The organism is Baaleninema simplex PCC 7105, assembly GCF_000332355.1.
GTDB classification, from domain to species: Bacteria; Cyanobacteriota; Cyanobacteriia; order Cyanobacteriales; family Geitlerinemataceae; genus Baaleninema; species Baaleninema simplex.
The window spans coordinates 100,784-112,553 of record NZ_KB235956.1; the positions used below are offsets into that span (position 1 = coordinate 100,784).

At 51.7% G+C, this 11,770-nt stretch carries 12 protein-coding genes; 9 read left to right on the plus strand and 3 right to left on the minus strand.

Annotation, left to right across the window (positions count from 1 at the left end; genetic code table 11):
• Positions 1-52: 52 nt before the first annotated feature.
• Positions 53-1,846 (plus strand): ABC transporter ATP-binding protein, encoded by a 1,794-nt coding sequence (locus GEI7105_RS0100625; protein WP_017658549.1) that lies wholly within the window; start codon positions 53-55, stop codon positions 1,844-1,846.
• A 58-nt stretch (positions 1,847-1,904) separates the two neighbouring features.
• Here GEI7105_RS0100625 and hslO read toward each other — a convergent pair whose 3' ends face one another.
• The gene (gene hslO, locus GEI7105_RS0100630) at positions 1,905-2,810 is read right to left on the minus strand and encodes an Hsp33 family molecular chaperone HslO (RefSeq protein WP_017658550.1); all 906 of its coding nucleotides are present in this window, start codon (positions 2,808-2,810) and stop codon (positions 1,905-1,907) included.
• 430 nt (positions 2,811-3,240) lie between these two features.
• On the opposite strand from hslO, the gene GEI7105_RS0100635 reads away from it, so the two are divergent.
• From GEI7105_RS0100635 to GEI7105_RS40270, 3 genes are all read left to right on the plus strand, one after another.
• The gene (locus tag GEI7105_RS0100635; protein ID WP_017658551.1) at positions 3,241-3,636 is read left to right on the plus strand and encodes a hypothetical protein; all 396 of its coding nucleotides are present in this window, start codon (positions 3,241-3,243) and stop codon (positions 3,634-3,636) included.
• 1,048 nt (positions 3,637-4,684) lie between these two features.
• Positions 4,685-5,647 carry a protochlorophyllide reductase gene (locus GEI7105_RS0100645; RefSeq protein ID WP_017658553.1) on the plus strand — a complete coding sequence of 321 codons (963 nt, stop codon included), beginning with the start codon at positions 4,685-4,687 and terminating at the stop codon, positions 5,645-5,647.
• Positions 5,648-5,671: 24 nt separating this feature from the next.
• The gene (locus GEI7105_RS40270) at positions 5,672-5,803 is read left to right on the plus strand and encodes a hypothetical protein (RefSeq protein ID WP_281166963.1); all 132 of its coding nucleotides are present in this window, start codon (positions 5,672-5,674) and stop codon (positions 5,801-5,803) included.
• Positions 5,804-5,827: 24 nt separating this feature from the next.
• Here GEI7105_RS40270 and smpB read toward each other — a convergent pair whose 3' ends face one another.
• Positions 5,828-6,298, minus strand: a complete 471-nt coding sequence (gene smpB, locus GEI7105_RS0100650) for an SsrA-binding protein SmpB (protein ID WP_017658554.1) — start codon at positions 6,296-6,298, stop codon at positions 5,828-5,830.
• Positions 6,299-6,549: 251 nt separating this feature from the next.
• Between smpB and GEI7105_RS0100655 the strand changes: the two genes are divergently transcribed.
• On the plus strand, positions 6,550-7,407 hold the full coding sequence (locus tag GEI7105_RS0100655) for a tetratricopeptide repeat protein (protein ID WP_017658555.1): 858 nt from the start codon (positions 6,550-6,552) through the stop codon (positions 7,405-7,407).
• Between the two features lie 336 nt (positions 7,408-7,743).
• A complete protein-coding gene (gene petJ / locus GEI7105_RS0100665) occupies positions 7,744-8,076 on the plus strand; it encodes a cytochrome c6 PetJ (RefSeq protein WP_017658557.1) in 333 nt (110 codons plus the stop codon).
• Between the two features lie 425 nt (positions 8,077-8,501).
• Here petJ and GEI7105_RS0100670 read toward each other — a convergent pair whose 3' ends face one another.
• Positions 8,502-9,167, minus strand: coding sequence for a hypothetical protein (locus GEI7105_RS0100670; protein WP_017658558.1), 666 nt, complete (start codon positions 9,165-9,167; stop codon positions 8,502-8,504).
• 197 nt (positions 9,168-9,364) lie between these two features.
• Here GEI7105_RS0100670 and GEI7105_RS0100675 point away from each other — a divergent pair, with 197 nt between their 5' ends.
• The 3 genes from GEI7105_RS0100675 to GEI7105_RS34170 are packed head-to-tail and all read left to right on the plus strand — an operon-like array spanning position 9,365 to position 11,553.
• On the plus strand, positions 9,365-9,853 hold the full coding sequence (locus tag GEI7105_RS0100675) for an ABA4-like family protein (RefSeq protein WP_017658559.1): 489 nt from the start codon (positions 9,365-9,367) through the stop codon (positions 9,851-9,853).
• Positions 9,854-9,862: 9 nt separating this feature from the next.
• On the plus strand, positions 9,863-10,480 hold the full coding sequence (locus GEI7105_RS0100680; protein ID WP_017658560.1) for a DUF3611 family protein: 618 nt from the start codon (positions 9,863-9,865) through the stop codon (positions 10,478-10,480).
• Between the two features lie 59 nt (positions 10,481-10,539).
• Positions 10,540-11,553: a DUF533 domain-containing protein gene (locus GEI7105_RS34170; RefSeq protein ID WP_017658561.1), complete on the plus strand. Its 1,014-nt coding sequence runs from the start codon at positions 10,540-10,542 to the stop codon at positions 11,551-11,553.
• The last annotated feature ends 217 nt before the right edge of the window (positions 11,554-11,770 follow it).

Sequence of the window (11,770 nt, forward strand, 5' to 3'; positions counted from 1 at the left end):
TCGGTTGAACTGCGTAAGTCCTAAGAATCCTCAAATTTAGACCGCAAAAATTGTGTCAACTCAGCGACAAGCTCCGTTTTTAAGACTATTTGAATACGCCGATCGCTATCGCGTTGAAATTTGGAAAGCCTCGGCGTGTTCCGTACTCAACAAAATCTTCGACCTCGCACCACCTGCGTTAATCGGATTGGCGGTGGATATCGTCGTACAACAGGAAAACTCGTTTTTAGCGGGGTGGGGTGTCCGAAGCGTATTCGCTCAATTGATCGTGTTGTCGCTGCTGAGTTTCCTGATTTGGGGATTGGAATCGCTGTTTGAATATGCTTACAAACGATTGTGGCGCAATTTGGCACAGGCGATCCAACACGATTTGCGACTGGATGCGTACCGCCATTTACAAGCGATGGAACTCTCGTTTTTTGAAGAACGGAGTACGGGAGGATTGCTGTCAGTTCTCAACGACGATATCAACCAATTAGAACGGTTTTTAGATGGGGGCGCTAACGAGATTCTACAAGTTTCGACGACAGTAATCGTCATCGGTGGCGCGTTTTTTGTCCTGGCTCCGAACGTGGCGTGGTTGGCGATGTTGCCGATGCCGTTTATTTTATGGGGTTCGATCGCCTTTCAGAAACGACTCGCACCGCGTTATTTCGCCGTTCGGGAATCGGTGGGGTGGCTCAACGCGCAACTGACGAACAATTTGACGGGAATTACCACAATTAAGAGTTTTACCGCCGAAGAGTACGAAGTCAACCGGATCGATCGCCTCAGTAACGAATATCGCCACAGCAACCAACGCGCGATCGCCCTCAGTGCGGCGTTCGTTCCCCTGATTCGGATTATTATTTTGGTGGGATTTACCGCAACTCTGTTACTGGGAGGGTTAGACGCGGCGGCGGGAACCCTGGCGGTGGGAACCTACAGTACGATGGTATTCTTGACACAACGCTTGTTGTGGCCGTTGACGCGGTTGGGGGAAACCCTGGATTTGTACCAGCGATCGCAGGCATCGACACGACGGGTGTTTAAGTTGCTGGATATGCCGATTACAGTGCATCCGGGGAACAAACCGCTTCCCGTAGAACGGGTAAAGGGTGAGATTTGCTTGGAAAACGTCACCTTCGGCTATCTCGATCGCTCAGCGGTGATTTCGGACTTTTCGCTACGGGTTCCCGCCGGAGATACGATCGCGATTGTGGGAGCGACGGGTTCGGGGAAAAGTACCATCGTCAAATTGCTGTTGCGATTGTACGAGATTCACTCGGGACGAATTACCCTCGACGGAATCGATATTCAGGAGATTTTGTTACAGGATTTGCGGCGAGCGATCGCCTTAGTCAGTCAAGATGTCTTTCTGTTTCATGGAACCGTGGCGGAAAACATCCGTTACGGGAGTTTCGACGCCAAAGACGAGGATGTGGTGGCGGCGGCGGCGATCGCAGAAGCACACGACTTTATTTCTGAGTTACCCCAAGGCTACGATACCGTCATTGGAGAACGGGGACAGAAGCTCTCTGGCGGACAACGCCAACGCTTGGCGATCGCGCGAGCCGTGTTGAAAGATCCGCCGATTCTGATTTTAGACGAAGCGACATCGGCGGTGGATAACGAGACGGAGGCGGCGATTCAGCGATCGCTCGATCGCATTACCCAAAACCGAACGACAATTGCGATCGCGCACCGTCTGAGTACCATTCGCAACGCCGATTGTATCTACGTCATGGACAAAGGCAAAATCGCCGAACGGGGTTCCCACGAAGAACTCTTGAAACGTCAGGGAATTTACGCGGCGTTGTGGCGAGTTCAGATGGGTGGGAAATTCAGTGTAGAGGAAAGAGGGTAGAGTGAAGCGTGGGAGCGATGTGTCGAGAAACATCGCTCCGTCAAGGTGATTTTCAGACTTAGCGAACGGAAGACTCCTGTTTCAAATCGTCGATGAGGCGTTGTAAATCGCTGACATCGGCGTGGAAGACATCTTTACAGAATTCACAGGTGGCTTCTGCACCGCCGTCTTTTTCGATCATATCCTTGAGTTCTGCCGAACCCAGGAGTTTCAAGGCTCCCAGGAGACGTTCCCAGGAACAACCGCAGTGGAAGTGTAACATCTGCACGCCGGGGAGGATTTGCAAACCTAAATCTCCCAAGAGACTTTCAAAAATCGCCGGAAGGCTTTTCTGTTTTCGCAGCAGGGGAGTAAATCCCGAAAGTCCCGCGAGGCGAGATTCCAGCGTGGCTACGAGTTCCTCATCGCGAGCCGCTTTCGGAAGAACTTGCAGGAGGAGTCCCCCAGCCGCCGTTACGCCGTCGGCTCCCACGAACACCCCGAGAACCAACGCCGAGGGAGTTTGTTCGGAGTTGACGAGATAGTGAGTTACGTCGTCGCCGATTTCGCCGGATACCAGTTCGACAGTACTGGAGTAGGGATAGCCGTAGCCGACATCGCGGATGACGTAGAGAAAGCCGTTGGAACCGACAGCTCCGCCAACGTCGAGTTTGCCAATTTTGTTAGGAGGAAGTTCGACAGAGGGGTTTTCCACGTAGCCGCGAACCGTTCCGTTGAGTCCCGCATCGACGAGGATACCGCCGAGGGGACCGTCGCCGCGAACGCGGATGTTGACGCGAGACTCGGGTTTCTTCATGCTAGAGGCGAGGAGAAGACCCGCGCACATGGTTCGTCCGAGAGCGGCGGTGGCGACGTAGGAAAGTTTGTGGCGTTGTCGGACTTCTTCGGTGAGTCGTGTGGTGATGGCTCCAACGCAGCGAATGCCGCCATCTGCTGCTGTTGCGCGAACGAGCTGATCTGCCATGAATGTTTTGAGGTTTGAGATCGTCTTATCTTAATTTATCGAAAAATCTGGGTCTAAAACCCCGTCCTTCTAGGGCGGCTTTACAGTACAATGGACGTGAATGGTTAAACTGGCTAACGAAACCCAAGTTAGTAAGTTTGCCTAAAACTCCAATTGAATTGGAATTTTGGCGGTGGGACACACCGTTACAGCCTGTGAAGCGAGTGTAAGACTTGAAGGATCTCGATCCGGAGAGCAACTGCGAAAAACTCGAGAGAGAAGGAAGCAGGAACCCAAATCGCGAGGTTTGGGAATCACCGTCCTTCCAGGGCGGTGAGGATGTCAATGTAACGATCGCGATCTTTTCAGAGATCGGAACGACAACCTGGCGATCGCCCCGAGAAATTCGTCATAATGATTCTCGTGGGCTTGGCTGGGAATAGCTGGAAGTATGCTGGGAACGTTTCAACAGAGCCATTTGCGAATTGAGATCGACGCTTCGGCGAGTGCGATCGCTCGCAGTCTGCTACATCCGAGTGAGTTACAGAAGTGGTTGCCGCAACAGTTATCGCCGGGTTTGCCGGAAAAGCTTCATGAAGGGTTGACGTTTACGAGTTCGCTGGGGTTCGTATCGATCGAGCATCATGTCGAAGTGGCGAGCGATCGGTGTTTGCGAATGTTACTCAGTGGCGGAATCGACGGCTTTCACGAGTGGTACTGGGGTGACGGTTGGGTGCAGTCGCGTTTAGAAGGCGTGTCGCTGTTACCGTTGAATTTGGGCCAAACCGTGAGTTTGTGGCGGTTGAAGGAGTTTCTTGCCGCGTCGAAGGAACCGCAGCCTCAGTAATTTTACGGACTTTTTTAAGATTTTAAGTCACAATAGTAGGTAACAGGCTGCCTCCACCCCGTTTTTCTCCTTCAGGCTTGGGGTGGAGTTTTTTATGTACGAATTTCGTTTTTATGGGTCTGGACTTACGCGATTAAGCCTTATCCATACCAAATGTAGAAGTCGGTGGGCATTGCCCACTCTACTGTTTCTGTAAATTTATAATGGAAAAACAAAACTCATTTCTATATTCTTCGTGAGATTTTTAGGAAATTTTGCAGACAAATTGTAGTCAAACAAAATCACGATCGTTCTATAAAAAAAGTTTACTTAAAATTATTTAAAAATGATTACAATAATAATTAAAAACAGTAGTACAACTCGATTCTACATAAAAATACTTAATTTTTATACTGTAGTTTTAATAACTCCGTAAAAACACGTAAATTTGAGAGCGATCGCCAAAATTTCCCAAAATTTTTCCAAAACCATCCTGAGACCCGACCTTATTCGGAGAACAAAGGAATGGTAGATGCACCCTGATGGCAACCCTGAAACTTGCTGGAGTTTCAGGGTTTTTTTCTTAACTGACTCTCCGTACTCGAAGCTTCTCACTTCAACGACAGGAAGCCATCGACTCACCCACCTGGAACTTGCAAAAGTTCTGGGTTTTTTCTTGGCGGTAGAGGAAACAGGAAATAGGGAACAGGGAACAAGAAAATTACAAAACTATCCGGAACCTCCCACCTTTCTAAAGAACAGAGGAATGGTAGATGCACCCTGATGGAAACCCTGGAACTTGCTGGAGTTCCGGGGCTTTTTTTTCAGTGAAGAGGGAAGACAGTCACCAGTCACCAGTCACCAGTCACCAGTCACCAGTGAAGACAGCGAACAGATAACAGTTTCTCCCCCCCTCTCCCCCTCTCCCCCTCTCCCTTGCTCCCCTGCTCCTCACCACCAAACGAGCCTGAGTATAAGATTCTTCACCAAACTGCCCGGCCGTAGAGCCTGCCCAATATGCGATCATAGATCGGGTTAACAGCGATCGATATCAAATCACTTCACGAGAATGGAAAACCAGCAAAAGCCCACAGTCATTGTTACGGGAGCCTCTTCGGGTGTTGGCTTGTACGCCGCAAAAGCCCTCGCCGAAAAGGGATGGTACGTCGTCATGGCCTGTCGCAACTTGGAAAAAGCAGAAACAGCTGCCCAAGACCTCGGTATGGCGAAAGACAGTTACAAAATTCTGCATATCGACCTCGGGTCTTTGCAGAGCGTTCGCCAGTTCGTCACCAACTACCGCTCCCTCAACCGACCCATCCGGGCCTTGGTGTGCAACGCCGCGATTTATATGCCGCTGCTGAAAGAGCCGATGCGGAGTCCCGAAGGGTACGAGCTGACCATGACCACCAACCATCTGGGACATTTTCTACTGTGTAACCTGATGTTGGCGGACTTCGAGCAGTCCAACGAACCGGACAAACGGATGGTGATTCTGGGAACGGTCACCCACAACCCCGACGAACTCGGCGGTAAAATTCCCCCGCGTCCCGATTTAGGAACTCTCGACGGGTTCGCTGAAGGCTTCAAAGAGCCAGTTTCGATGATCGACGGTAAGAAGTTCGAGCCGGTGAAAGCCTATAAAGACAGTAAAGTTTGTAACGTTTTGACGATGCGGGAGCTGCACCGCCGCTATCACGATTCTACGGATATCACGTTTAGCTCTCTGTATCCTGGTTGCGTCGCCGATACGCCGCTGTTCCGCAACCACTATCCGCTATTCCAAAAAATCTTCCCAGTTTTCCAGAAATACATCACGGGGGGATATGTTTCCCAAGAGTTGGCTGGCGAGCGGGTGGCGGCGGTTGTGGCCGACCCCGAATTTAAGCAATCTGGTGTTTACTGGAGTTGGGGAAACCGCCAGAAGAAAGGCCGCCAGTCTTTCGCACAAAAAGTCTCGCGACAAGCTCGCGATGATGAGAAAGGCGAACGGATGTGGGATTTGAGCTTGCAGTTGGTGGGACTGAGTTAAGCTCTGCGGCCCGAGCTATCCTCTTTGTCTCAAGAGGTTTTGTATGCGTGGAGAACCCCGGTATTTTGGAAATACCGGGGTTCTGGCTTGAATGAAGATCGATTGGGAACGGAAATTGCAAGTGGCTTTGACTGCGATCGCTTCGACATTCCCTAAAACCTTTGGCAAATTCTATTACGACTAATAGTTTTTCAACGCCCGTGCGATTTCGCGTTTTTCCTGTTTCTTCTTCAGAGATTCTCGCTTGTCGTGGAGTTTTTTGCCGCGTCCCAGACCAATTAGAACTTTAACCCAGCCGTTTTTGAGATACATTTTTAGCGGCACGAGGGTCAAACCCTTTTCTTCAACTTTTCCGATTAATTTGCGGATTTCGTCGCGATGTAGTAGCAGTTTGCGCGTACGTCGCGGGTCGTGGTTGAAGTACTGGCTCGCCGTGTTGTAGGGCGAAATATGGACGTTGAACAACCAGGCTTCGTTGTTGCGAATTAAGGCGTATCCGTCTCGCAAATTGACTCGTCCTTGGCGGATGGATTTGACTTCTGTTCCTTTGAGTTCGATACCCGCTTCGTAAGTGTCTAAGATTTCGTAACGGTAACGTGCTTGACGGTTATCGCTAATTACTTTGTAGCCATTACTGTTATTTTTCGCCATAAGCATTTTAATGGAAACTATCTACAAGGTTACCCCTTTCAAACCCAATGGGAAGATGAGAGTGTTTTTCATTGTAACGCGAAAGGTAATACAAATTGTCACGGAGCTTGTCATACCAATTGTCACTGAAACGCCCCTGCAAATTATCGGCGAAACTCCCTATTCCCAATCGGTTTGAGACCGATCGCCCGTGATAATATCGGATTGCCCCTTCTTGCCGTTAGGATAGGGTGCAGGCAGGAGCAAGACCCGTGTTACAACCCGATTCTCTCGAACGCTGCCTGGAGTGGGCAAGCGTTCACGTTCGCTGGGGACTCTACCGCAGTGCTGTTGCTGATTACGATCGCGCGTTGAGGTTTGATAAGCAGTGCGATCGCGCCTGGTTTGGCAAAGGATCGGCATTAATGGCACTCAAACATTATGCTGCGGCGATCGATGCGTTTAAGGCTGCTTTAACACTCGACGACACCCAAGCCAATTGGTGGCATTCGCGCAGTCAGGCAGAGGCAGCCTGTCGCCGCTGGGAAGAAGCCTTGACTTCCGTGCGGCGGGCGATCGATCTCTTTCCCGACAATCCACAGTTTTGGGGACATCGTGCTGAGGTTCTCTCAGCCTTGGACTGTCTCGAGGAAGCCCGTCGGAGTTTTCGTCGCGCGGTAACTTTAAAACCGGACGACGTGGAACTCCTCGTCTCCTACGGACAGTTGCTCGATCGCTTAGAACGTTACAGCGAAGCGCTGGAATACTACAGTCGCGTCACGACACTCCAACCGAACCTTCATTGTATCTGGTTAGCTCAAGCAATTGTGCTGCTGAAGCTCGATCGCCCCCAAGATGCCTTAAACTGTTGCGATCGCGCCCAACTCCTCGCCCCCCGTTCTCCTCGCGTTTGGCTGGTGCGGGGCGACGTTCTCTGTCACTTGCAACACTACACCGACGCAATGGCCGCTTACCGACAGGTTCTCAAGCTCCCCTCGCCTCCACCGAAGGGATACCGACAATTTTACCTAGCCTGTTGTCGTTGTGCGTTCGAGCGCAGTCTTTCCCGACTCAAACAAGTCCGACACAGTCGCTGGTTCGATTGGTTCGTTCGCAGTGGCGGCGTGTAGCGCGTTCGCGTTCTCGGGTTGCTTAGTCGGTCAGTCGAAGGGGGCGATCGCTGCCGTGTATCTCGAAATTACCGTTCGTTACGATTTAGTAATTGTTTAAAAAATGTAACGAGAATCTTGACAAGCGAACGTCAGTCTGAATGAATCTTTTAATGAAGATTTGTTTAAAAAAAATTTACGTGCGATCGATGTTTCTCGTTCTCTAAACCCTTGACGTTATCGGTACTTTGCCACATAAGGTTAAGACTAAATCGACCGAGTGTCTATTGACAAAGACACCACATTTCGATATCACGTAAATTGGCTTTGTATGTTCGAGTAGAGGAGATCGCAATTTTGAAAAAGCTCGTTTCGTTTGTCCTGCTCGCCCTAGCAGTGACGGTTTTTGCCTTCGGTCGTCCCGCCTGGGCTGCCGATATCGAACATGGTTCTCAGGTTTTTAGCGCCAACTGCACGGCGTGTCACATGGGAGGAGGCAACGTCGTCAACGCGGCCAAAACCCTCAAAAAAGACGCGCTGGAAAAATACGGAATGGATTCTCTCGAAGCCATTAAAACTCAGGTAACGAACGGGAAAAACGCGATGCCGTCTTTCCTGGGTCGTCTGTCCCCTGACGATATCGAAGACGTAGCCGCCTACGTGCTTTCCCAAGCTGAGAAAGGTTGGTAAACGGCGTCTGAGTGCGTCGAGTCATCCAACCCGAGGATGCTTAGCGCGTCCTGGTGTTGCTCCACAAGGAGTCTCAGCCAGGACGCGCTTTTGCTGGAAGTGTCTGAAATTACCGGTTGAGATCGTTTCCATAGCCGTTGGCAGGCCGACGGCTATAGAGTTTCGGAAAGGCTTCGGGTTGCAACACAGGGAAAGTCGAGCGTGTTTTCCCTCTTCCCTCTTACCTGTCTGTTAGCCGCCTCGGGAAAAGGCACCCATGACGACGGCGGACAGGAGGAGTCCAGGGGAAAGCAGGAGGACGAGAAGGAGTAAATCGTGAGTGGTCATAGAAATTCTCGCGGTGAGGGGTTTTCGCTAGGGGTCTCGCTCTAGGTTAAACAGAACGAACCGATCGCTCTTCTATTTTTTGCGTTTTTTTAACAGAGCTAGAGCGTTTGTAGCCAACTCTTGACGCGATCGAGTTCGATGGGTAGTCCGTTCTGAATTTCCGAGCGGTTGTCCCCTTTCAGCGTATAGGACTCGGGACAGTCGGGGCGCGATCGCGTGAGATTCGTTTGAGCGACTAAATCCACTGTTTTCGCTTCGACTAAGTACAACTGCGATCGCGTTCCGTAGACGGTTAAGCCGCCGTACCACCCCTCTTCGTTAAGATACCAACAAGTTTGAGCGTCGTCGGTGTCGTTGGTTTCGTAAAGACACAAAACTAACTCCGTCTGCGAGTCGGAAGCGGCTTCTTTACGAGGCGGCCAGTCGTCGAGGTTGGCGGCCTGTCCGATAAAATCGTAATCGAGGTCTGGCGTGTCGCGAACGACCGCGATCGCGCTGTCGGCAACCGCACGGTCGTCGTCGCGAGCGTTGGGAAGCGCAAACGTCGATTTTTGCGACTCGCGAACTTCCCCGTTACTAATTTTCACTACGCGACACAGAGACGCTAGCGCCTCGCGATCGATCTCGAATTCACTGGCGATTGCGGAAGCTTCCGAGAGCGGTACGGGGGAAGAACTTCCATCGGAAAGGGGGGATTGCGTGCGACATCCAGTTAGCGTGAAACCCGCCAAAGCGCCGAGACAAACCCAACGTCGTAAGTTCATGAGCGTTCCAATATCCAGTTGTGGTCGAGGGGAATCAATAGAGTTGGGCGAGTTTTTCGAGAAATTCTAATGCAGCTCTAGGGGACTGTCAAACCCTCTGAGACATCCCTTTTCCCACCTCACTTTAAATGCCTTTACTGAGAGCGATATAGTGAAACAGGAACGCTAAACTTCGACTCTTTTCTCGTTTTGCGATCGTGACTTATCTTTCTCTTTCGACACTGTTCGACCTAGCGAACCTGTTCGTTTTGCCCTTTTGGGCGCTAATGGTGCTGTTACCCAACTGGGGCGTCACCCGGCGGGTGTCAAAGTCAAATCTTCCCTTTGTGGTGTTGGTGGGATTTTATCTGTATTGTATTTCCCAAAGCCTCAACGCCGAATCCGTCGAAGCCTTGGCGAACCCCAGTCTATCTCAAATCGCCCGCTTCTTTGGCGAAGAACCCGCCGCCGCGACAGGTTGGGCGCATTTCCTGGTGATGGATTTGTTCGTGGGGCGTTGGATTTATTGGGAAGGTCAGAAAACGGGGGTTTGGACGAGACACTCGATCGCCCTGTGTTTGTTCGCCGGGCCGGTGGGGGTTTTGTCTCATCTCGTCACCGTCACCCTGCGCGATCGCATCTTGGGAGACGAGCGCGACTCGGCGACAAACGGTACGCTAGAAGAAAAACGTCCAGACGCGGTTTAGACAAACTCCATGAACAACGAGGACTACAACATTTCGACCTCCGACTCGAGCGAGATTCAAGCGCTTCCTCCCGCAGTCGAGCGCGTGATTCCCGCCTTGCGCCGGGCGGGACAGCTCAGCTTTTGGGTACAAATTATTTTAGGGGTCGTTGCAGCGTTAATTTTCCTGTTCACCATTCCCATCGCAGCGTCTGACGAACCCGGCGCCGCTCAAATCAACCCAGGACGAGGACCGGGAATTTTCTTCGCCGTTACGGGATTGGTCGCCTTGGGAATCAGCATTTACTGGACGCTTCGATACGGCCAACTGGCCAAACGCCTCGGAATCGCTGACAGTACCCTACGTCCGACGCGGGCCGAAACGGTACGAGCGATCGAAATTGGCTCGATCGTGAACTTGGTGGGAATGCTGTTTAATTTGTTGGCGGCCGAAACCATTACGGGAATTTTGCTGGCGAAAGCCCTGCGATCGGAAGGGGTAGCGTTTTCTCCAGCGGCGTTAAACCAATTAATTCAACCGATCGACATTTTCGTGGTCTTGGGAAACACTCACACCCTGTTCGCCCACTTTATTGGTTTGACGACTTCTCTGTGGCTGTTGCGGTGGGTGGTTAAATCGAAATCCTGAACCGGCCACTCGGTTCGACGCGCGACCTCTCGATATCGTCTAACGGAGATTCTAACCCCATGTCCGATCGCGATCGCGAAGCCCTCGCCAGTTTGAACGTGTTGGTGTTAACCGCCCAAGCGGACGGCGTTCTCACAGATGAAGAACGAAACGCCCTCGAAGCAGCCTGGGCGCAACTCGAATCGCCACCGGAAGACCTCACGTTAGATAGGTTGTTGTCTCAACCGGAAAATCTCGACAGCTCGATCGCGCAGATTACCCGACCCGAAATCCAAACAACTCTCTACGACGCCGCCTTTACGATGGCGAAACTTGGCGGGACGACGCCGCAAGAACAGGAAATCCTCGATCGCCTTCGCGTTGCGTTCGAGATCGACAGCCAACAAGACGAGGAACTGTTCGAGACGGCGTTAGAGGCGTTGTCGGACGAGTCGGGAGACGAGATCCTCGAAGCGACAGGCGATCCCACCATCCGAGAACAGAACGTTCGCAGTCTCGTTCTCGATTATTCGATCGGAATCGCGATCCTCGGCTTCAATCCGATCCCAGGACTCAACGCCATTACCGCCCTAGCTGCTTACGTTTTGGAGTTGAAGATGATGCGGGCGATCGGGGCAAAATGGGGTTATCCCAAAGGTCAAGACGCCCTGGCCGTCGTGGGGAACATTTTTGGAGGGTTGGGGGCGTTTGCGGCGGCGTTAACGACCTGGGCGGCGGTGTCTGTGGTGGGGATTTTTGTTCCGGTACTGGGAAGTGCGGCCAGCGCGTCGTTTTGGTTTACGCTGACTTGGGCCCTCGGTCAAGCGACGAATCGCTATTACGCTAGCGGCCGCCAGATGAGTTCGGAGGAACTCAAGCAAGTATTCCGCAACGCCAAGCAAGAAGGAAAATCGCTGTACGAGGCGAATTCCGAGGCGATCGCCGCCAAACGAGACTCGGTTCGCCCGCAACTCGACGCCCTCAGTCGCCAGTTGAAGGAAGGAAAGATAACGCAACAGGAGTATCGGGAGCGGTTGCGGGAGCTGGTGGGGCGTCAGTCCAGTGGGAAAGTCGGCGATCTCGCGGGGAAATAACTATAGTTACGGTTTTTACGACTTCTGCGATCGCCGAGAGGGGAGAGGCGGAGTTTTACCAAAAGAGCTGGGTTTAAAGCCTCGTCCTTCTAGGACGACTTTACCCGACAATTCTTGTGGCAAGATGGAAGGATATCGGGGAATCAACAACAGCAATGTTAGTTCGAGAAGCCAAACTCAAAGGTTTGCCAAAGCAGTATCAAGCACTTGATGAAGC

Excerpts from the sequence above, each read along its gene's own strand:
- hslO (WP_017658550.1), bottom strand. The coding sequence starts at position 2,810 with ATGGCAGATCAGCTCGTTCGCGCAACAGCAGCAGATGGCGGCATTCGC.
- GEI7105_RS0100635 (WP_017658551.1), top strand. The coding sequence starts at position 3,241 with ATGCTGGGAACGTTTCAACAGAGCCATTTGCGAATTGAGATCGACGCT.
- GEI7105_RS0100645 (WP_017658553.1), top strand. The coding sequence starts at position 4,685 with ATGGAAAACCAGCAAAAGCCCACAGTCATTGTTACGGGAGCCTCTTCG.
- smpB (WP_017658554.1), bottom strand. The coding sequence starts at position 6,298 with ATGGCGAAAAATAACAGTAATGGCTACAAAGTAATTAGCGATAACCGT.
- GEI7105_RS0100670 (WP_017658558.1), bottom strand. The coding sequence starts at position 9,167 with ATGAACTTACGACGTTGGGTTTGTCTCGGCGCTTTGGCGGGTTTCACG.
- GEI7105_RS0100680 (WP_017658560.1), top strand. The coding sequence starts at position 9,863 with ATGAACAACGAGGACTACAACATTTCGACCTCCGACTCGAGCGAGATT.
- GEI7105_RS34170 (WP_017658561.1), top strand. The coding sequence starts at position 10,540 with ATGTCCGATCGCGATCGCGAAGCCCTCGCCAGTTTGAACGTGTTGGTG.